Here is a 19,744-nt window from a genome sequence, read left to right on the forward strand (position 1 = left end):
CGGTCGTGTCCGCCTCCCCTCGAAATGCTGTCGCATTTCTCACCCCTTGCACCGTTTTTGAAGGATAAAAGGGGATTTCGCCCTCTGCGGAGGGCGACCAAAGGGCGCCGCCCTTTGGAAACCTGCAAGCCTTTGGAAAAGGCTTGAGCGAAACTTTTAGTGTTATGTTTATTTGTGCAACTCTTTTCGTTTCTCCACTTTATCGACAAGCTGGGTTTGAAAATCTTTGATTTTCAAACTTTCTCCTCTTTTTCTGTAACAAGTTCTGTCCACGCAGGAATAAAGCCTGCCTTTACTGCTGTTTTCTGAGAGGCGATATGAGAGACGGAGGTGCCGTAAAAGGGCAGCTTGCCAAGCTCAAGCACCTTGTTTTTTAAAAGGGTCACAAGCTGTGCTCCTATGCCCTTTCCACGATAGTCGGGAAGGACGTTTATGCCTATCTGATACATATAGGGGCTGTCGGCGCTGGCTCCTGCCATTCCTATGATATTGCCGTTTTTTACGGCGGCTATGCCCAGTACATCGGGGGTGTCCTCGCAGAATGCATAGGCTTCGTCAAAGCGGTCATCGTCACGAAACTGCTCTATTTCATTTTGGGTATAGAAGACTGTTTCAAAATCACAGGGTGCGGGGGGCGTTATTTCCTCGGAAATGTAAAAGGGGTGGAGCTGCTTTATTTTATAGCCGTATTTCCTTATAAGGCTTTCAAGCTCAATGACCGTCTGCACCTCCATAAACCAGGCTCCGTCCCACTTTCCGTATTTTTCACGGCAGACAGAAATTATATCCTCCCTGCCTGTGAAGAGAAGCTTTCCGTTTACGGCGCATATCTTTAGAAAGCACTCGCTTTTTTCCTGAAATCTTCTTCGCTCATCAAGTGGGGTATAAACGGTGAAGATATTTTCTCTGCAAAGCACCTCCTCAGGGGTACAGCAATAGTCCTTTGAAAGCTGATATTGAAGCGTTTTGTTCATATGAATGTCTCCTTTCATTTGGGTATATCGTTTTGTTTTTCAGCCGATGTATTTTTCCATCAGAAAAAAATCCCCCTTGCGCCATTTTACTTTTCCCGTTTCCTTGAAACCGAGTTTTTCGTATAGGCGGAGTGCATAGGGATTTTCGGTGAAAACGTCAAGGCGGATAACTTTTATCCCCTCTTTTTGAAGCTCATTTTCGATATGTGAAACGGTTTTTGCAGCTATGCCCATTCTTTGAAATTCGGGGCTTACGCATAGGCGGTGAATGACCGAAAAGGGTTCATTCGGGTACTGCCAGTTTCCGTTTTTATATTCGTCGTCGCAGTTTTGGTTTATGGCATAGATTACGGCTATTTTGTCACGGACTGTTCCCACGTAAAGCTCGCCGCAGGATATATCCCCGGAAAGATCCTCGGGAGTGGGGTAAAGCTCGTCCCATTGATATATGCCGTTTCTCTCCATTTCAAGTATTGCCGAGCTTACAAGTCCGCTTATTTCGGACAGGTCGCTCATTTCGGCGGGACGATATGCGATATTGTTCATTGCAGTTCACCTACTCTCTAACTAATGCGATTAGTATAACATATTTTTCGGAGATTGTCAAGTGAGCTGCTGTTATTCTTACAGCTTCAAAATGGGTATTGAAAAAAATGTGTGTTTGTGGTAATATATATACAGAAGATCTTGCTATATGCGGATAGGAGAATGGTTATGAAATTTCTTATCGTTACGGGGCTGTCGGGTTCGGGAAAATCGGGGGCGGTGAACGCTCTCGAGGACATCGGCTATTACTGCATTGACAACATTCCTCCACAGCTTATACCTAAATTTGCGGACATCTGCCTACAGTCTAATGGGCAGATGGACAAGGTGGCTATTGTTACCGATATACGTGGGGGGGATATGTTCTATCAGCTGGACGGCGGGCTTGAGTATCTGAGACATTCGGGTCCCGATGTGAAGATACTTTTCCTTGACGCTTCGGACGATGTGCTTATAAAGCGCTACAAGGAAACAAGGCGCAGGCACCCTCTGGACGAGCAGTGTCACGGCAGTCTGCTGAGTGCCATAACCAAGGAAAGAGCGGTGCTGTCAAGTATTCGTGAGGCGGCGGATTATTACATTGACACCACGGATATGTCTATGGCTCAGCTGAGAGATACGGTGACAGACCTGTTTATGGACAATCCCGACGACAGAATGGCGGTAAAGGTAATGTCCTTCGGATTCAAGTACGGTATGTGCAGGGAGGCAGACTTGGTGCTTGATGTGAGATGTCTCCCAAATCCCTACTATATCCCCGAGCTGAAAAAGCATACGGGGCTTGAAAGCTGTGTAAGGGACTATGTTATGAGCTTTGAGCAGTCAAGGGAGCTTGAAAAAAAGCTTTTTGACCTGATCGATTTTCTGCTGCCGCTGTACAGGCAGGAGGGCAAGACCTCTCTTGTTATTGCATTCGGCTGCACAGGCGGCAAGCACAGGAGCGTTACTTTTGCGGAAAATATGCACGCTTATCTTGAGGAGAAGGGCGTGAGGACGAGAGTTACACACAGGGATATTGAGGTTGGGAAACTGTAAGCAGGTTTAGGCTGAAATATCGGAGCTTTTGAATGAGAATAATATTTTCTATTTTAACAGCCGCAGTTGTCCTTACTTCCTGCATAACAGACAATTCAGCCGATGTGCAAAGCGGCGATAGCAGATATGGCGTTTTTATAGGAGCAGATGAGGATAAGCTTCTGTCGATATGCGGGTATGATGTACTTATTATTGACGCTGAAAATTTAACATCCGATGATATTGCGGAAATTCACCGAAACGGAAATGCTAAGATATATTCATATATGAATATCGGCGCTGTTGAAGAATTTCGTGAATATTATGAGCAGTTTCTTCCGTATACACTTGGGGCATACGAAAACTGGGAGGACGAAAGGTGGGTCGATGTTTCATCGGAAAAGTGGCAGGAGCATATTGCTCTGACGGCAGAAATGCTTGCCGATAAAGGCATAGACGGAATATTTGCCGATAATGCAGATGTGTATTATGTTTATCCCGATGAGAAAATATACCTGGGACTTATGGATATTTTTGATATTTTTTCAGTCAGGGAAATAGATGTTATGGTGAATGGAGGAGACTCGTTCATCAGAAAAGCTATTGATGAAAATTCCCTGCCTGATTGTATTAAAGCAGTCAATCAGGAAACAGTCTTTACTTCCATAGATTTTGAAAACGGCAGCTTCGGAGAACAAACGGCGGAAGAACGGGAATATTTCAAAGAATATGCTGAGCTGTGCAGTCGGAGCGGTCTGAAAGTATATATTCTCGAATATGGTGCAGACACCGGGCTGCGCAATGAAATAACCGATTACTGCAGGAAAATGGGATATGAATGCTTTTTTGCAGATTCTCTTGAACTTGATTAAAAGGACGTGATGACAATGGTTAGAATATCAATTCTCCTGGCGTTCATCGGGCAGATACTATGCGGAGTATCGGACTGCTTTCTGATCTATTCCAAAAAAGGCAGGCTCGACTTTAAAAATTTAAATGACCCGGATAAAATGTCCGCTATGTTTGAAGATATGCCCCTTGAAAATCCTTTGAGATCAATTCTGCTCGGAACAGTTGCAATTACAATTTTCAGCTTCGGGTATTTCGGTTTGAGCCATTGGATGGACGCATTTTCACATACGGCTTCGGTTATTATGTTTATTTCTGCGGTCATTTTCCTTATTCCCATTGTGACACATCACGTGTTTTGCGGGGCTGTTGAATGGATGTACATAAGGCTCGGGCGGACAAATACCGCAAGAGAGGCTGTTCTGGAATTTCAGAAAAAGACCGGTGCCGCTATGTTTCTCGGTTATGCAGGCTTGCTGGTGTTTATGATAACGCTTTTTGTTATGATAGTATCCGGGAACACGACTTTGCCTGCGTGGGCATGTATTTTTAACACCTTAGTCATTATGGTGCTTCTGCTCCCTTTCAAGCTGCCTGCAAAGGGTAATATTGCGGGAGCGGTGATGTTTTTGGGGCTGCTGTTTTTGATATGATAACGATTTGAAATAAGGAGCAATGACAATGAACGAATTGACCATAAAATACAATGGGCTTACTGCCGAGGAATTTATTTTGCTCTGGGAAACGGTCTGGGGAGAGGGTCCTTCTTATGAGCAGACCGAGCTTGCTTTGCGACACACTTTATTCAGAGTTTCCGTATATGACAAGGGCAAGGTCGTAGCTATGGCAAGAATGATAGGCGATATGGGGCTTGATTATTACATCAAGGACGTTGTTGTACGACCCGAATATCAGAAAAGAGGTATCGGGAGACTCCTCATTAACGAGCTTTTGAAATTCATCAGGGAAAACGGCGTCAGCGGGACCGATATTTTTGTGGAGCTTTGCGCTGAGCCGGATAAGATACCCTTTTATGAGAAATTCGGGTTTGACGCTAATGAGGCACAGCGGCTTAAAATGATGTGTCATGTGGACTAAGTCAGGTTTTCGGACGTGCTTGTGCAGAAGCTTTGAGTGAAGCGATATTTTTTAGTATCAACCACAAAAATCGGGCTTGCGGAGGAAAAATGATGGATCTGAAAGAACGAGCAAAAAAGCTAAAAACAGATATTCCTGCTATATTTTTAGCTTTAAAGGAAAAGGATACGCCAATAATAGCTAAAATTTTTGCAGGCTGTACAGTTGCGTATGCGCTTTCGCCAATTGATCTGATACCCGATTTTATTCCTGTTTTGGGTTATTTGGATGATATTATTCTGCTTCCTGCTTTAGCTGCGTTAACTATTAAACTGATACCCGAAGATGTTATGGAAAGGAACCGCAAGCCAGCTGAAGGCTTATGGAAAGACGGAAAGCCAAAAAAGTGGTATTACGCTGTTCCTATTGTAATTATCTGGCTTCTGGTAATATGGCTGATAATTAAAGCTGTTTGGTTTTAATGGCCGATAATTATGGAGATGAAATAATGGCAAAACACGAATTTGGAATTATGGAAACTGCTCCTCAAAAAGGCAGAAGATATGATAAATACGAACCTCAGAAATATAACTGCATAGCTGTTGATGACAAGTATTTAGAAAATATTGTTACAAGCTTTGATGATATAGACTTCTTTTGGCATACTCCCGATGTTCCGGGCAAGGGAATTGCCTATTGCGGAGTTACGCTTATTCCGCCCTCGTCAATGGAGCCTTTCATTTCTGTTATTGACAACATTTATGAATTATCCCAACTTAAATCCCTTTTGCAAAAAGCTTACTCCGAAAATAAGTGGGTAATTCATTTCGGTATATAACTATTTGTGGAATTTAAACTATATTAAGGTGTGATAAAATTGTCATTTTCACAAAATGTTAAAGAGGAGCTTTGCTCGGTAATTACCGACAGAGACAGAGAATATGCCTGCCTGTACGGTATGCTTTTGTTCTGCCGTCACTTCGGGGCGGACGAAATTCTCTTTCAGACGGAAAACAAGCTGGCGGCGGATATGTTCAGAAAGCTTTCCGACAAGGTTATCGGGCGGAAAGATATGATATCCGTTTCGGAAACTCCCAAAAAGAACGGCTCCGTTCTTTACAGCCTGTCCGTTTCCGAGGAGAGCGACAGGGAAGAGATAATCTTCCGCTACCGCATTTCAAGCCGAAGTCTTATTCACCGCATTCAGAACGATGTTATCCACAACAACAACGTTTTTGCGTTTTTGGCAGGAGCTTTTCTGTCCTGCGGCAGTATGACTGAACCTATCAAGGAATATCACCTTGAATTTGCAGTTCCCTATGAGGAACTTTGCACCGATCTGCGTGACCTTATCGAGAGTCTTGGGATAAAGGCAAAATATGTGGAGCGCAAGGGCGTTTATGTACTGTATTTCAAGGGCAGCGAGGATATTGAGGATATGCTCACCCTTATGGGTGCAACACACTCTTCCATTGAGCTTATGAATGTGAAAATCCTCAAGGACGTGCGAAACAAGGCTAACCGCATTGCCAACTGCGACGCTGCCAACATTGAAAGAACTCTCAAGGCTTCGGAAAAACAGATCGAGGACATTGAGTACATTATGAACACCGACGGGCTGGACAGCCTGTCTCCGGAGCTTCGGAATATGGCGGAGATAAGGCTGGAAAATCCCGATGTTTCGCTGAAAGAGCTTGGGGAAATGCTTGACAAGCCTGTGGGACGGTCGGGGGCTAATCACCGTCTGAAAAAGCTTATGGAGATAGCCGAATCTATCAGGGACAGGCGGGAGAGAAGTCAGAGAGAGCAGTTATAAGCTCGGACAGAAAACGGGGTGTTTTTATGACAAAAAGAGCAAATGCTATATTATTCGTTTTATTCGCTTTTCTTTTTACGGCGGTATTTTCGGCTCCCGTTTATGCAAATTCGGCTGCACCGCCTTCGTTCACTCTTGTTGTTCTGAATGCTCCCGATGATATTGAAATTTATCTTGGAAACGGTTCTGAAAAAGCTTATAAGGAATTTTCGCTTTCGGATACGCTTTTCAGATTTTATGAGGGTCGGTCAGACACTTATATTACAGTTGAAGCTGAGGGCAGGAAAACGACAGTTGAATTGCCTGAAGAAATTGTTTCAGGGTATGATAATAATGCCGTCCTTGATTACAAAACTATGGAGCTTTCCGCAGGTCAGCCTTGGTGGAGAGTACCCTTGCTCATTTTTTTAAGAGTCAGCTTCACGCTTATTATTGAGGGTATTATTTTTCTGCTTTTCGGGTTCAGAGCCAAAAGGGATATTGCGGTATTTCTATTGGTAAATATCATAACTCAGGCAGCACTCAACATTATTATTTTAACTGAAACCAATACCGCTTTTCTTATGGTTGAGCTGATATTTCTTGAAATACTCATTTTCATTATCGAATCTTACGCTTACTGTTTATTGTTTACCGAGCGAACAAAGGTCGAGCGTGTTATTTTCGCATTCGGCGCAAATTTTGCAAGCCTTATTATCGGAGGAATGGCACTTTTCCTTCTTCCGTTCTGACAAGACGAGCAAGCTTTTTCTGAAAGGAAAATTTGTATGTTTATAAATCTTCACGTTCACAGCGAATACAGTCTCCTTGACGGTGCCTGTCGGATAAAGGATATGGTGAGCAGGGCTAAGGAAATGGGACAGACTGCCCTTGCGGTGACAGATCACGGAAATATGTATGCGGCAGTGGAGTTTTACAACGAGTGCCTTGCTCAGGGGATAAAGCCTATTATCGGCTGTGAGGTGTATGTGGCTCCCCGAAGCCGTTTTGATAAGACGGCGGGGACTATGTACCGCCCTTATCATCTTATTCTGCTTTGCAGAAATGAGGTTGGGTATAAAAATCTTATCAAGATGGTTTCACTTGGGTTTACGGAGGGTTTTTACAGCAAGCCGAGAGTTGACTTTGAGCTTTTAAAGGAGCATTCGGAGGGGCTTATTTGCCTTTCTGGGTGCGTGGCAGGTGAAATTCCGAGAAAAATTGCTTCGGGCGATTATTCGGAGGCAAAGGAAACTGCGCTTTTATACAACGAGATTTTCGGGCAGGGTAATTTTTACATTGAGGTGCAGAACCACAAAATTCCCGAGGAGGCAAAGGTGCTTCCCGGGCTTCTGCGGCTTTCCTCGGAGACGGGTATCCCCCTTGCCGCCACAAATGACGCTCACTATGTGCGGAGAGAGGACTCCAGAACTCAGCGTATTCTTCTTGCAATTCAGACAAACACTACGGTGAACGAGGAAATTCCCATTGCATTTCCCAATGACGAGTTTTATCTCAAAAGCGAGGATGAAATGAGGGAACTTTTTAAAGGTGTTCCTTCGGCGGTGGATAATACGGCGGTCATTGCGGATAAGTGCGACTTTAAAATGGAATTCGGGGTTTTGAAGCTTCCCCGTTTTGATTTATCACCCGAACAGAAAAAGCGGTTCGGCGAGGACAATATTACATTTTTTACCAATATGTGCCGATACGGCTTAAAGAAACGGTATGGTAATGAGCCGTCAGATGAGGTAAAGGAACGGCTTGAATATGAGCTGGGCGTTATCACTAAGATGGGATACACCGATTATTACCTTATTGTGTGGGATTTTATTGCATATGCCAAAAGCAGGGACATTCCCGTTGGTCCCGGACGTGGCTCGGGTGCAGGTTCTCTGGCGGCTTACTGCATTGGTATTACAGACATTGACCCTATCCGCTACAAGCTGCTTTTTGAGAGATTTTTAAATCCCGAGAGAGTTTCAATGCCCGATTTCGATATCGACTTCTGCTATGAACGGCGGCAGGAGGTCATTGATTATGTTATAAGGCGGTATGGACAGGACAGGGTGGCACAGATAGTTACATTCGGCACTATGGCGGCAAAAGCGGCGGTGCGTGATGTGGCAAGGGTGCTGGATATGCCCTACAGCGTGGGCGATACGGTGTCAAAGCTTATTCCTCAGTCGCTTCATATGACCCTGGAAAAAGCGCTTGAGGTTTCTCCCGAGCTGAAACAGCTTTACGATACCGATATCAAGGCTCACGAGGTGATCGAGACCGCTAAGGCTATTGAGGGTATGCCCCGAAACACTTCCACTCACGCTGCGGGTGTTGTTATCTGCGACGCTCCCGTAAGCGATTATGTGCCGCTGATGTGCCGTGACGATGTTACCGCAACGCAGTACACAATGACTGCTCTGGAACAGGTGGGGCTTCTTAAAATGGATTTTCTGGGGCTCAGAAACCTGACCGTTATCCACGACTGCGAAAAAGAGGTGCGGAAAAAATATCCTGATTTTTCGGTGAAAAATATCGACTATTCCGACAAAGCAACCTTTGAAATGCTGTCTCTGGGGGATACTATGGGCGTTTTTCAGTTTGAGAGCGAGGGCATCACCCAGCTGCTTGTGAAGATGAAACCACGTTCAATTGAAGATCTAACGGCGGCTGTATCTTTGTATCGCCCGGGACCTATGGATAGTATTCCCAAATATCTTCACAACAGGGCACACCCCGAGAGCATTACCTATCCTCACCCAATTTTAAAGGATATCCTTGATGTCACAAACGGATGTATCGTTTATCAGGAACAGGTTATGGAAATATGCCGCAAAATGGCGGGGTATTCCTACGGAAGAGCAGACCTTGTACGCCGTGCTATGGCTAAGAAAAAGCACGATGTTATGGAAAAAGAGCGTGAGGTCTTTGTGGCAGGCTCGGTGAAAAACGGCGTTCCCGAAGATGTGGCAAACGGCGTTTTTGACGAGATGGCAGGCTTTGCTTCATATGCATTCAACAAGTCCCACGCTGCGGCTTATTCGGTGGTGGCGTTCCAGACGGCATATCTTCGCTGTCATTATCCCGTACAGTATATGGCGGCGCTTATGACGGCGTTTACCGAATACACGGGAAAGCTGATGGAATACATCTCATACTGCGAGAAAAACCGTATTCCCATTCTACGCCCCGACATAAACGAGAGCGGAATGGGCTTCACTCCCCTGCCCGACGGCAAGGGCATACGCTTTTCTCTTCTTGCGGCGAAAAATCTCGGCAGAGGTGTGATATCGGGGATAATTGCAGAACGTGAGAAAAACGGGAAATTCAAAAATCTTACCGACCTTATCAGGCGAATGAGCGGCAAGGAATTTTCAAGGCGGTGTGCCGAGAGTCTTATCAAATGCGGTGCGCTGGACGGATTTTCTCTTAACCGCAGGCAGATGATGGAGAATTACGAGCTTATCGCAGGCGAGGCGGCGGATATTTCCCGAAACACTATTGAGGGACAGCTTGATTTCTTTGGCTTCTCAGACGGTACTGCAGAGGTCTCAGACGCTGAAAGCAGGATTGCTCCTGCAGAGGAATATCCTTATGACGAGCTGCTTGAAATGGAAAAGGACATTCTTGGGATTTATATATCGGGTCATCCCTTGAAAAATCTGCGGCTCATTGCAAAGGCTTTGCGGCTTCCCGATATTTCGGCAATAATGCAGATGAAAGAGGGAGCAAAGATAGCTTTTGTATGTCAGGTCTCTTCGGTCAAGCAGCACTCCGCAAAAACCGGTGCTCAGATGGCGTTTGCTGTGCTTGAGGATATGAGTACAGAGGCGGAAGCGGTGATCTTTCCTCAGGTTTATGCCGCATCGGCTTCTCTCCTGCAAAAGGGAAAGCGGCTTTATATCGAGGGAAAAACCTCTCTTAACAGGGACGGCGACATTAACATTTTAGCGGACAGGATAATTCCCGAGAGTGCTTTTTCAGAAAAGGTCTGCAGGAGTGCAAAGCTTTTTATCAGGTGCAAAAGCACCGACAGGGACATTATCGCAAAGTGCACGGAGATACTAAGAGATCACCCCGGCGGCTCCCCTGTTATGTTCAGATTTACGGACATAAACAGAACGATAGCACACAAAGAGATACGCTCCTGCGAGGTCACGCCCTCGCTTATTGAAGAGCTTTTTAAGATAACGGGAGACGCAAATACAGCAATAGCCGCTCAGGTTTAATGAGCGGCTATTGCTGTATCTATTTATTTATATTTTACTGATTTGCGCTGTTTTTCTTTGCTTCGAGATCTGCGAGAGCGTCCTTGCGGGAGAGGTTAATTCTTCCCTGATTGTCGATCTCCATTACCTTTACTACGATCTCGTCACCGACGGAAACGATGTCCTCAACCTTTTCAACTCTCTGCTTGTCGAGCTTGGAGATGTGAACAAGTCCGTCCTTGCCGGGAGCGATCTCTACGAATGCACCGAAGTTCATAAGTCTTACGACCTTGCCTCTGTAGATAGCGCCGATCTCGGGATCGTTGGCAATGGTGTTTACGATCTGGAGAGCCTTGCGTGCATTGTTGATATCTACACCGCTGATGAATACATTTCCGTCATCGTTAATGTCGATCTTGACCTGGCAGTCTGCGGATATCTTCTGAATTACCTTGCCGCCCTGTCCGATAACTTCTCTGATCTTATCAACGGGAACCTTAGTCTGGAGCATCTTGGGAGCGTACTTGCCCACCTCTGCACGAGGCTCGGGAATTGTCTTGAGCATTACTTCGTCAAGGATATAATCTCTTGCCTTGTGGGTCTTTGCAAATGCCTCCCTGATGATGTCGTAGGTAAGTCCGTCAACCTTGATATCGACCTGGATTGCGGTGATACCCTTCTTTGTGCCGCCTACCTTGAAGTCCATATCGCCGAAGAAGTCCTCAAGGCCCTGGATATCTACCATTGTCTGGAAGCTGCCGTCATCTCTTGTGATAAGTCCGCAGGAGATACCTGCAACGGGAGCCTTGATGGGCACGCCTGCGTCCATAAGAGCAAGTGTGGAGCCGCAGATGGAGCCCTGAGATGTGGAGCCGTTGGACGAAAGAACCTCGGATACAAGTCTCAGCGCATAGGGGAACTCCTCAACAGAGGGGATAACAGGCTCAAGTGCTCTCTCTGCAAGTGCGCCGTGACCGATCTCACGTCTGCCGGGACCTCTGGAGGGCTTTGTTTCGCCAACAGAATAGGAGGGGAAGTTGTAGTGGTGCATATATCTCTTGGTGTCTTCCTCGTCAAGGCCGTCTATCTTCTGAGCGTCGCTTACGGGGCCGAGAGTTGCAACGGTGAGGACCTGAGTCTGTCCTCTTGTGAAAAGACCCGAACCGTGAACTCTGGGAAGAACGCCTACTTCTGCAGCGAGAGGACGGATATCATCAAGACCTCTGCCGTCAACACGCTTGCCCTCGTAAAGCCAGTTTCTAACGATCTTCTTCTGGAGCTTGTAGATGCACTCGTCTATCATTGCGGTCTTTTCGGGATAAATCTCGTCAAACTTTGCGTGAATGTCGTCCTTGATGGGATTGAGCATTTCCTCACGCTTGTTCTTGTCGTCGGTATCGAGAGCGACCTTTACACGGTCAGCAGCAAATTCATCGATAGCGTCAAACATATCGTGGTCAACTTCCATTGACTCGAACTCGAACTTCTTCTTGCCTATCTGGGAACGGATATCGTTGATGAAGGCAACTATCTTCTTGATCTCCTCGTGACCCTTAATGATAGCCTCAAGCATTGTGTCATCGTCTACTTCGTTTGCGCCTGCCTCGATCATTACCACCTTGTCCATTGTACCTGCAACGGTAAGGTTAAGGTCATTTCTTGCTCTCTGCTCAAGAGTGGGATTAAGAACGATCTCTCCGTCAACAAGTCCTACGCTGATACCGCCGATAGGACCGTTCCAGGGAATGTCGGAAATGGAAATAGCTACAGAGGTTGCGATCATTCCTACGATCTCGGGAGAATTGTCGGGGTCAACAGCAAGGACGGTCATTACAACGGAAACGTCGTTTCTCATATCCTTGGGGAAAAGAGGACGAATAGGACGGTCAACCACACGGGAAGTGAGGATAGCCTTTTCGGAGGGCTTGCCCTCTCTCTTCATAAAGGAACCGGGAATTCTTCCTACGGAATAAAGTCTCTCCTCATAGTCAACGGAAAGAGGGAAGAAGTCAATGCCCTCTCTGGGCTTAACGCTGGCGGTAACGTTTGCCATTACGACAGTCTCACCGTATTTTACCCAGCAGGAACCGTTGGAAAGCTCGCAGGTCTTGCCTGTTTCAACGGTAAGCTCTCTGCCTGCAAACATAGTTTTAAAAACTCTGTGATTGTCAAAGGTTTTCATCTTGTTCATCGGTTATACCTCCATAATTTTGTGTTAAGGCGGTATGTATAGCAATAAATCCGATATACAAACAAAGCGCTTATACACCCGATTTAATGCTAAACGACCGCCTTTTGTGATTACTCAAAACGCCAAAAGGCAGCGCAGGAACAATGCCCCTGCAGTCTGCCTTGAGGATTTTTGAAAGATTACTTACGAAGACCCAGCTTCTCAACGATTGCACGGTATCTGTTGATGTCCTTCTTCTGAAGGTATGCAAGCAGATTACGTCTGTGACCTACCATCTTGAGAAGACCTCTTCTGGAGTGGTGGTCGTTGTGGTGGTTCTTGAGATGAGCGTTGAGGTCGTTAATTCTCTTGGTGAGGATAGCGATCTGAACCTCGGGAGAACCTGTGTCGTTCTCGCTGAGCTTGTTTGCTTCGATAATAGCGTTCTTTTCTTCCTTGAGCATCATAATAAATACACCTCTTTAAAATATTCCCCTCACCGGGCATACGGCAGGCATTTTCCCTGACGGGCTTTACCCGTAAGCTTAGTTAAGGGGTAGTTATGCTGTGCAATTCAATGCACAACAATAGTATTATATCACATATTTTCCTCTTTGTAAAGGGTTTTTTTGAAATTTTTTATTGAAATCGGAGATTTTTGACCAATATCAGGAGATAGTTTTGCCCTTTTTCTTCTTTTTAGCGCTTTTTCCCTCAATGGGGGCCTCCTCGCCGCCCTTGTCGGTGAATACGGATTCATCTTCATCAAGAGGCTTTAAGTAATCATATTCGGGATTATCCTTGCCCTGCTCCTCGTAAAAGGGGTCGATGACGTATTTCTGAATGAGAGGATAGGAGTTGAAGATTATCACAAATCCCAGAAAGCTTATTGCCCATACGGGTATCAGCAAAAGAGAAACAGGACTTACAAGATAGCAGATGGTTATAAAGCCTGCTGTGAGAAGAACAATAAGCAGGGTTATAATGTTCTTTTTCAGTCCCAGACAGGTGAGGAAAAAGGAATTCTTGATTATATTTTTAAAGGAAAGCTCTGTTGCAACTATCATCGGCATTGCGTAAAAATTCATCATAAGCACCGTAAGAGCAAAGCTTACGGATATTACGCATAATATTGTAAAAGGAGTACTGCTGCCTCCTGCAGCAGCAGCCTGCTCTCCCATTGCCGGATATACATTCAGAGCGCAGATAAGAGATACTCCGAAAAGCACGTCAATGAGTCCTGCGGGCAGAGATTTTTTCCAGTTCTGTGAAAAGCCCTTCCAGAATTCGTGCCAGATAAATGTATCCTTATCAAGATAATAAGTCCTCAAAACCTTGGTCATTCCCGCAATTGCAGGACCTATGGTCACAATGGGGATACAAAAGAGAAATGTCAGCATACTGAGCTTCAGCATTTTCCAGAATCTGCCGAAATACATTTCGCAGAACCGGAAAAACGGCTTTTTTTGAGGGGCGTTTTTGGATATTCCTGAGCCTGCTTTTTCATAGTCGGCTCCAAAGCCTAAAAATGACAATCTAAAACTTCCTTTCATTTTCGCCTTTACGGCATATTCCCCGCAATGACAGCCATTAAGCCGTCAATAAGCGCCGCCCCAACGGCAAGAAGCGTTATTACGCCGAATTTCATCAAGTAAAGCCTGAGACAGTCTGTGCTGTCTCCACCGCCGCTTGGTTTACCGAAAGCTTTTTCGGATATGAGACGGGACATTCTGATATTTTCTCTTGCGGCAAAGATAACCGCCGCCGTACTGACCGCCTCATAGGGCAGCACATTCAAAGCCTCGGATATGTTTACGGAAATAAGTCCCGAGCGGAATATCTCCGCAGACAGAAAGCCTGCGCCCATTCCCTTAAAGAGACATAGCAGATATCCGCAGACCGAGCCTGCCGATGAAGTGCCTGCAAAGAAAAATACAGCAACATAAAGCATAACCGCCGCAAGACTGCCAAAAAAGCTGTCAGAAAAGCTGTTTTCCGCTCTGAGGGCAAATGGCGCCGCCGAATTTATCCCCGAGAAAGCGCCGATAAAAACGCCTGCTGCGGAAACTGCCGTAAGAAGCATATAGATACGCCCGGCAGGAGAAATATCTCGCCGGGGAGCCGGACGGCTCACCCTTTTTATCCTGTAGCTTCGCCTTTTCTGAACATTTACGGTCATATTATCATTCGTCCTTTGATTTTATTTTAGTATAATCTATGCGGACGAATGAGATTTCATTCTTTATTTTGAAAGCTCATAGGCTCTCTTTGTGCATCTCTCGCAGCAATCCATAACAACGTCTGTAAGCTTGCCCTCATACAGACCGTCAAGACCTGCAAGAGTGGTTCCTCCGGGAGAGGACACCATTTTTATAAGCTCGTCAACTGTCTTGCCCGAATCGGTGAGCATTTTCGCAGAGCCGATAAGAGATTTTGCAAACAGCTCAAGAGCGGTCTTTCCGTCAATTCCCACGCTTTCTGCGTACTGCACAAAGCCCTTGGCATAAAGATAGATGAACGCAGGAGAACTGCCGTTTATGGCGATTATCTCCTTCATCTTGTCCATAGGAACTACCTTTGCAATGCCGCCTGTGGAGAAGATATCCATTACCACGCCAAATTCCTCGTCTGAGGTGAATTTACCTTTGGCAAGAGCGGTCGCACCCTCGCCTAAAAGGAAGGGAGTATTGGGCATTACAATGACTGTGCGGACGTTTTCTATGGTCATTTTTGCGATATATTCTTCGGTAATGCCTGCAGCGATGGAGACGATAACGTTATCCTCCTTCACCGAAGGAGCAAGCTTAGGGAGAACCGAATCAAACATCTGAGGCTTGATAGCAAGAAATACGTACTTACACTTTTCGCAGACCTCTCCTTCGGAAGAAGCCGCTTTCACTCCCGACTTTTCCAGTTCGGAAAGCTTTGCCTTATCGGGGTCGTAGGCACATATCTCTGCGTTTTCGCCGTAATGGGAAAGTATGCCTCGGATTATGGCTCCGCCCATATTGCCTGTGCCTATGAAACCAACCTTTATCATTTACATCATTACCTTTCAGAAAGCTTTCTGTCATTCCTGCTGTACTGCGCTCTTACCTTTGTATATGCCGCCTGCGCCGCAGGTATCACCGCCGCAAGCAGAACAAAATCCACAGGGAACTGCGCCAGATTTTTCACAACTCTGGGCGTTATCCACACCGCAAAGGCGTTTTTCATATCCTCGGTCGCACCGAGAAGGGTGAAATCGGGATTTACATAAAGTGTGTACAGGAAATAGGAATTAAGACAGATATTACAGATGAAAATTACGCAAAATCTCGCAAGAGCCACTCTTAACAGGTCACTCCACTGAGGCTTGACAGTCTGCTTATAGAGGAAAATGCCGTAAAGGATACCCGAAAGGATAACAACCATTGCAAGCTCTATACTGTAGCCACGGGCGGATTTGTTGTCGATAAGAAATCCAATAAGGTCAAGAGCAAAGGTGGACATTCCGCAGACAACGGGTCCGTACAGCAGACCTATGAGACTGATCGGGATACAGGTGAAAACGATACGCAGATCGGGTGTTACCTGAATGGCAAGGGAACGTATTGCTATCGCCATTGCAAGCAGCATTCCTGTGGTTGCGAGGGTCCTGAGATTTTTCAGAGATTTTGCCGAATCGATAAATAAATTAAAAAAGCTTTTCATTATATGACCTCCTTAAAATAATGCAAAACAACTTGCTAACTGCATTATTTAAAGAGAATGAAAAGCCTCTTTTTATAATGCATTCAGCGGGATGCGGAGACTGTACCGCAGCTATGGAAGATCCAAAGCATTTCGTTCCCGACGCAACTCCCCGTCGTCGGGACACTATACGCACAGCCGCCTACTCTGTAATGCGGATGATTTTTTAGAATGTGATCTCGTTGCAGACTCTGTAAAGCTCTGTATCAAAGGGCTTCTTCATAGCCAGAGCCTCCTGGATATCTACGTCGATGATCTTGTTGTCCTTCATACCGACAACTCTGTTGGTAACTCCTCTGTCGATAAGCTCAACAGCGTGATAACCCATCTGGCTTGCAGCAACTCTGTCTCTGAGAGTAGGCATACCGCCTCTCTGAACGTGACCGAGGACTGTAAGTCTGGTCTCAATGCCTGTAAGCTCGTTTATCTGCTTTGTAATGCCTTCGGAATTTTCTACGCCCTCGGCAACTACAACGATAAAGTGCTCCTTCTGAGCCTCGTGAGCCTTGATGATCTTGTCAGCGACTGCATTGATATCATAAGGCATTTCGGGGGTAATGCAGGCGATAGCGCCCGAAGCGATAGCTACATTAAGAGCTATCCATCCTGCGTGTCTGCCCATTACCTCAACGACAGAGCATCTGTCGTGGGACTGGCTGGTGTCTCTCAGTTTGTCGATCATCTCAAGAGCTGTATTCATTGCTGTATCATAGCCGATAGTATAGTCTGTACACTGGATATCGTTATCAATTGTTCCGGGGAGACCTATGCAGCGGATACCGCCGATCCTTGAAAGGTCTGCAGCACCTCTGAACGAACCGTCGCCGCCGATAACAACGAGGCCTTCCATATTAAGCTCCTTGCACTTATCAGCAGCCTTCTTAACGTATTCCTCCTGCATAAATTCCTTACATCTTGCGGTGTAGAGAATTGTTCCGCCGCGCTGGATAATGTCGGAAACGTCACGGCAGCTGAGTTCCTCGCATTCGCCGTTCAGAAGTCCGTTATAGCCTCTCTGGATACCGATAACACGGTATCCCTTTCTGATAGCGGCTCTTGTTACGGCTCTGACAGCTGCATTCATTCCGGGAGCGTCTCCTCCGCTTGTTAAAACACCAATAGCCTTCTGCATAATTCTTTCCTCCGATATTTTTTCTCGGGCTTACCCGATCAACTCCATTGTAAACAGCTAAACGCTTACCCTTTTATTTTACACTCATCTGCAAAATTTGTCAAGAGGATTTGTACATTTTCTATAAAATTTAACAACCATTTTTCGGATAATAATTTTTTTCGATTAAAGTGCATAAAAAAGTGCTTTCTATTATATAGCATATGATCTATATACTTATCAAATTTTAATATTTCTCAAAGTATAAATATTATGCTATTATATTTTCGGGGTGATGAGATAATGTCCTTGATAATTTTAAACCGCATAGCTGTAATGCTTGCATATATGATACCCGGATCTATCCTTTACAGAAACCGTATCATATCGGACGAGGGAGCAAAGGACATAGGAAAGCTGCTTGTATACGTTATACTGCCCTCAGCGATCATAAATTCATACAATATGGAATATTCCCGGGAAAAAGCAAAAGGGCTGCTCCTGTCGTTTTTGGCGGCGGCAGCGGCACTTGCCTTGTCTGTGATAATTTCGAGAGCTTTTTTTGGTGGAAAAATGCCCATAGAAGGCTTCGGAGCAGCGTTTTCAAATGCGGGATTTATGGGCATACCTCTTATCGCCTCGGTCATAGGACAGGACGCCGTCTATTACGCCGCAGCTTTTGTGGCTGTTCTGAATATCCTCCAATGGACATACGGCGTATTTCTTATAACCGGAAACAAGTCGGATATATCCGTAAAAAAGATATTTCTAAATCCCGTAATGGTAAGTTTTTTCATTGGGGTCATACTGTTTATCCTGCCGTTTAAGCTGCCTGTTTTTATATCCGAAATTATCGGAACGATCTCACAGATGAACGCTCCCATAGCAATGCTCACAGTAGGAGCATATCTTGCACAGGTCTCTTTTAAGGAGCTTTTTACGGATAAATACAGCTATGCCGTTTCCGCTGTAAGGCTGCTTGTCATCCCCCTGCTCACGGCAGTTCTGCTTGCGGTGCTCCCGATTGGCGATAATATCCTCAGGCTGACAGTTATAATTCTTGCTGCAGCGCCTGTGGGTTCAAATGTGGCGGTCTATGCACAGATACACGGCGGAGATCACAGAAAAGCTGTACGTGAAATAGTGCTCAGCACCTTGCTTTGCGTGATAACAATGCCCCTGGTCATCGGCATTTCCGAGCGTATTCTGCAAAATATCCCATAATCGTATCACGGCATTTTTTTACCGCTTCGGACGCATATTTCTTTTCGTTTTCCGAAAGGTGTACGAAACGCTCCATAGGCATATCGGAAACTTCTCTGAAGATCAGACCGTCTCCGAAAAGTGCCGCCTAGGTATACTTTGGAACAAAAGCTGCGCCAATATCCATTTTCAGCAGTTCACGCATTAACGCCGGAGAGTCCACATAGGTCGAGATATTCTGCCGGAAATTTGCATTTTCACAAAAGTGTGATATAATTTTATACAGGCTGCATTCGGGACTGAGGCTTATAAAATGGCATTGCTCAAAATCACGGCGGTATATCTCGGCTTTGCGGGCAAGAGGATGAGCTTCGGGTATAACGATTCCCAAAGGCTCCCTCATAAGAAGCTCTGACGAACCGCTGTGTTCGGATATATCCGAATAAATCTGCAAATCGGCATCATTACAGCCGCTTTGGAAAATATGCGGCATTATCCGGGCGTCCTTTTCACGTATCTTTTTGATAATATCGGGAATAAGAAGCGAAGCGGAACGAACTTCGATGTTGACATCTGCTGTTTCCGAGCCTTTGTATTCCTCTATTGCAAGACGGGCATTTTCAAGAGAAACGGTAATTTCATCGCAGTATTTCAGAAATATTTTTCCTGCTTTGTTAAGAGTGATCTTCCTGCCGTTTCTGTCAAAAAGCGGAACGCCAAGCTCGTCTTCAAGCCGCTTTAAGGTTTGGCTCAATGATGGCTGGGCGATGAAAAGCCGTTCAGCCGCTTTTGATACATTTTCGGTCTCGGCGATAATGCGAAAATACTTTATCTGCAAGAATTCCATATAATATCCCCACGATCATATAGCTTTAAAGCTATTTATTATAAGCAATATTATATCATATTTACAATAAAATTTCAATACGGAGGTAATTTAAGTTTCCCCAAAATTCAGCCGAGAAACCTCATAACAGGAAAACAAAGATAATTGCCCATCGTTTTGCGGCAAGGCAAAGAACCTCCCGATTCCTGATTTAACAGTCTTTAATATCTCAAAAATAC

20 protein-coding genes and 1 riboswitch are annotated in these 19,744 nt (G+C 45.4%); of the genes, 10 read left to right on the forward strand and 10 right to left on the reverse strand.

Features of this window, described 5'->3' with window-relative positions; all coding sequences use genetic code 11:
* Nucleotides 1-233 precede the first annotated feature (233 nt).
* Both ACR0QN_RS11675 and ACR0QN_RS11680 read right to left on the reverse strand, forming a co-directional pair.
* The gene (locus ACR0QN_RS11675; RefSeq protein WP_432651388.1) at nucleotides 234-974 is read right to left on the reverse strand and encodes a GNAT family N-acetyltransferase; all 741 of its coding nucleotides are present in this window, start codon (nucleotides 972-974) and stop codon (nucleotides 234-236) included.
* Between the two features lie 39 nt (nucleotides 975-1,013).
* Nucleotides 1,014-1,520 (reverse strand): GNAT family N-acetyltransferase, encoded by a 507-nt coding sequence (locus ACR0QN_RS11680; protein ID WP_432651389.1) that lies wholly within the window; start codon nucleotides 1,518-1,520, stop codon nucleotides 1,014-1,016.
* A gap of 168 nt (nucleotides 1,521-1,688) precedes the next feature.
* On the opposite strand from ACR0QN_RS11680, the gene rapZ reads away from it, so the two are divergent.
* The 9 genes from rapZ (at nucleotide 1,689) to ACR0QN_RS11725 (ending at nucleotide 10,484) form a co-directional block, all read left to right on the forward strand.
* On the forward strand, nucleotides 1,689-2,555 hold the full coding sequence (gene rapZ / locus ACR0QN_RS11685) for an RNase adapter RapZ (protein WP_432651406.1): 867 nt from the start codon (nucleotides 1,689-1,691) through the stop codon (nucleotides 2,553-2,555).
* Between the two features lie 32 nt (nucleotides 2,556-2,587).
* Nucleotides 2,588-3,406, forward strand: a complete 819-nt coding sequence (locus tag ACR0QN_RS11690; protein ID WP_432651390.1) for an endo alpha-1,4 polygalactosaminidase — start codon at nucleotides 2,588-2,590, stop codon at nucleotides 3,404-3,406.
* A gap of 15 nt (nucleotides 3,407-3,421) precedes the next feature.
* Entirely contained in the window at nucleotides 3,422-4,036 is a 615-nt protein-coding gene (locus ACR0QN_RS11695) for a DUF6796 family protein (RefSeq protein WP_432651391.1), read from the forward strand.
* Between the two features lie 28 nt (nucleotides 4,037-4,064).
* Nucleotides 4,065-4,481, forward strand: coding sequence for a GNAT family N-acetyltransferase (locus ACR0QN_RS11700; protein ID WP_432651392.1), 417 nt, complete (start codon nucleotides 4,065-4,067; stop codon nucleotides 4,479-4,481).
* A 92-nt stretch (nucleotides 4,482-4,573) separates the two neighbouring features.
* On the forward strand, nucleotides 4,574-4,942 hold the full coding sequence (locus ACR0QN_RS11705) for a YkvA family protein (protein WP_432651407.1): 369 nt from the start codon (nucleotides 4,574-4,576) through the stop codon (nucleotides 4,940-4,942).
* 26 nt (nucleotides 4,943-4,968) lie between these two features.
* On the forward strand, nucleotides 4,969-5,298 hold the full coding sequence (locus tag ACR0QN_RS11710; protein WP_432651393.1) for a hypothetical protein: 330 nt from the start codon (nucleotides 4,969-4,971) through the stop codon (nucleotides 5,296-5,298).
* Nucleotides 5,299-5,337: 39 nt separating this feature from the next.
* On the forward strand, nucleotides 5,338-6,276 hold the full coding sequence (whiA, locus tag ACR0QN_RS11715) for a DNA-binding protein WhiA (protein WP_432651394.1): 939 nt from the start codon (nucleotides 5,338-5,340) through the stop codon (nucleotides 6,274-6,276).
* 26 nt (nucleotides 6,277-6,302) lie between these two features.
* A complete protein-coding gene (locus ACR0QN_RS11720) occupies nucleotides 6,303-7,007 on the forward strand; it encodes a hypothetical protein (protein ID WP_432651395.1) in 705 nt (234 codons plus the stop codon).
* A 36-nt stretch (nucleotides 7,008-7,043) separates the two neighbouring features.
* Nucleotides 7,044-10,484 carry a DNA polymerase III subunit alpha gene (locus tag ACR0QN_RS11725; protein ID WP_432651396.1) on the forward strand — a complete coding sequence of 1,147 codons (3,441 nt, stop codon included), beginning with the start codon at nucleotides 7,044-7,046 and terminating at the stop codon, nucleotides 10,482-10,484.
* A gap of 34 nt (nucleotides 10,485-10,518) precedes the next feature.
* Here the strand turns inward: ACR0QN_RS11725 and ACR0QN_RS11730 are convergent, their stop codons facing one another.
* From ACR0QN_RS11730 to pfkA, 7 genes are all read right to left on the reverse strand, one after another.
* A complete protein-coding gene (locus ACR0QN_RS11730; protein WP_432651397.1) occupies nucleotides 10,519-12,654 on the reverse strand; it encodes a polyribonucleotide nucleotidyltransferase in 2,136 nt (711 codons plus the stop codon).
* Nucleotides 12,655-12,833: 179 nt separating this feature from the next.
* Nucleotides 12,834-13,100, reverse strand: a complete 267-nt coding sequence (rpsO, locus tag ACR0QN_RS11735) for a 30S ribosomal protein S15 (protein ID WP_432651398.1) — start codon at nucleotides 13,098-13,100, stop codon at nucleotides 12,834-12,836.
* Between the two features lie 201 nt (nucleotides 13,101-13,301).
* Nucleotides 13,302-14,186, reverse strand: a complete 885-nt coding sequence (locus tag ACR0QN_RS11740) for a YesL family protein (RefSeq protein WP_432651399.1) — start codon at nucleotides 14,184-14,186, stop codon at nucleotides 13,302-13,304.
* An 8-nt stretch (nucleotides 14,187-14,194) separates the two neighbouring features.
* Nucleotides 14,195-14,812, reverse strand: coding sequence for a hypothetical protein (locus ACR0QN_RS11745; RefSeq protein WP_432651400.1), 618 nt, complete (start codon nucleotides 14,810-14,812; stop codon nucleotides 14,195-14,197).
* A gap of 63 nt (nucleotides 14,813-14,875) precedes the next feature.
* Complete coding sequence (gene proC / locus ACR0QN_RS11750) at nucleotides 14,876-15,673, reverse strand: pyrroline-5-carboxylate reductase (RefSeq protein ID WP_432651401.1); 798 nt, start codon at nucleotides 15,671-15,673, stop codon at nucleotides 14,876-14,878.
* Nucleotides 15,674-15,681: 8 nt separating this feature from the next.
* Nucleotides 15,682-16,326 (reverse strand): folate family ECF transporter S component, encoded by a 645-nt coding sequence (locus ACR0QN_RS11755; RefSeq protein WP_432651402.1) that lies wholly within the window; start codon nucleotides 16,324-16,326, stop codon nucleotides 15,682-15,684.
* Nucleotides 16,327-16,408: 82 nt separating this feature from the next.
* Nucleotides 16,409-16,517, reverse strand: a riboswitch (THF riboswitch).
* A gap of 14 nt (nucleotides 16,518-16,531) precedes the next feature.
* A complete protein-coding gene (gene pfkA, locus ACR0QN_RS11760; protein ID WP_432651403.1) occupies nucleotides 16,532-17,497 on the reverse strand; it encodes a 6-phosphofructokinase in 966 nt (321 codons plus the stop codon).
* 288 nt (nucleotides 17,498-17,785) lie between these two features.
* On the opposite strand from pfkA, the gene ACR0QN_RS11765 reads away from it, so the two are divergent.
* Nucleotides 17,786-18,700: an AEC family transporter gene (locus tag ACR0QN_RS11765; RefSeq protein WP_432651404.1), complete on the forward strand. Its 915-nt coding sequence runs from the start codon at nucleotides 17,786-17,788 to the stop codon at nucleotides 18,698-18,700.
* Between the two features lie 127 nt (nucleotides 18,701-18,827).
* Here ACR0QN_RS11765 and ACR0QN_RS11770 read toward each other — a convergent pair whose 3' ends face one another.
* Nucleotides 18,828-19,526, reverse strand: a complete 699-nt coding sequence (locus tag ACR0QN_RS11770; RefSeq protein WP_432651405.1) for a LysR family transcriptional regulator — start codon at nucleotides 19,524-19,526, stop codon at nucleotides 18,828-18,830.
* Between the last annotated feature and the right edge of the window lie 218 nt (nucleotides 19,527-19,744).

The sequence above is a fragment of the Huintestinicola sp. genome (genome assembly GCF_050874005.1).
In the GTDB taxonomy this organism is placed as follows: Bacteria; Bacillota; Clostridia; order Oscillospirales; family Ruminococcaceae; genus Huintestinicola.

Excerpts from the sequence above, each read along its gene's own strand:
- ACR0QN_RS11675 (WP_432651388.1), bottom strand. The coding sequence starts at position 974 with ATGAACAAAACGCTTCAATATCAGCTTTCAAAGGACTATTGCTGTACC.
- ACR0QN_RS11680 (WP_432651389.1), bottom strand. The coding sequence starts at position 1,520 with ATGAACAATATCGCATATCGTCCCGCCGAAATGAGCGACCTGTCCGAA.
- rapZ (WP_432651406.1), top strand. The coding sequence starts at position 1,689 with ATGAAATTTCTTATCGTTACGGGGCTGTCGGGTTCGGGAAAATCGGGG.
- ACR0QN_RS11690 (WP_432651390.1), top strand. The coding sequence starts at position 2,588 with ATGAGAATAATATTTTCTATTTTAACAGCCGCAGTTGTCCTTACTTCC.
- ACR0QN_RS11695 (WP_432651391.1), top strand. The coding sequence starts at position 3,422 with ATGGTTAGAATATCAATTCTCCTGGCGTTCATCGGGCAGATACTATGC.
- ACR0QN_RS11700 (WP_432651392.1), top strand. The coding sequence starts at position 4,065 with ATGAACGAATTGACCATAAAATACAATGGGCTTACTGCCGAGGAATTT.
- ACR0QN_RS11705 (WP_432651407.1), top strand. The coding sequence starts at position 4,574 with ATGGATCTGAAAGAACGAGCAAAAAAGCTAAAAACAGATATTCCTGCT.
- ACR0QN_RS11710 (WP_432651393.1), top strand. The coding sequence starts at position 4,969 with ATGGCAAAACACGAATTTGGAATTATGGAAACTGCTCCTCAAAAAGGC.
- ACR0QN_RS11720 (WP_432651395.1), top strand. The coding sequence starts at position 6,303 with ATGACAAAAAGAGCAAATGCTATATTATTCGTTTTATTCGCTTTTCTT.
- ACR0QN_RS11725 (WP_432651396.1), top strand. The coding sequence starts at position 7,044 with ATGTTTATAAATCTTCACGTTCACAGCGAATACAGTCTCCTTGACGGT.
- ACR0QN_RS11730 (WP_432651397.1), bottom strand. The coding sequence starts at position 12,654 with ATGAACAAGATGAAAACCTTTGACAATCACAGAGTTTTTAAAACTATG.
- rpsO (WP_432651398.1), bottom strand. The coding sequence starts at position 13,100 with ATGATGCTCAAGGAAGAAAAGAACGCTATTATCGAAGCAAACAAGCTC.
- ACR0QN_RS11740 (WP_432651399.1), bottom strand. The coding sequence starts at position 14,186 with ATGAAAGGAAGTTTTAGATTGTCATTTTTAGGCTTTGGAGCCGACTAT.
- ACR0QN_RS11745 (WP_432651400.1), bottom strand. The coding sequence starts at position 14,812 with ATGACCGTAAATGTTCAGAAAAGGCGAAGCTACAGGATAAAAAGGGTG.
- proC (WP_432651401.1), bottom strand. The coding sequence starts at position 15,673 with ATGATAAAGGTTGGTTTCATAGGCACAGGCAATATGGGCGGAGCCATA.
- ACR0QN_RS11755 (WP_432651402.1), bottom strand. The coding sequence starts at position 16,326 with ATGAAAAGCTTTTTTAATTTATTTATCGATTCGGCAAAATCTCTGAAA.
- pfkA (WP_432651403.1), bottom strand. The coding sequence starts at position 17,497 with ATGCAGAAGGCTATTGGTGTTTTAACAAGCGGAGGAGACGCTCCCGGA.
- ACR0QN_RS11770 (WP_432651405.1), bottom strand. The coding sequence starts at position 19,526 with ATGGAATTCTTGCAGATAAAGTATTTTCGCATTATCGCCGAGACCGAA.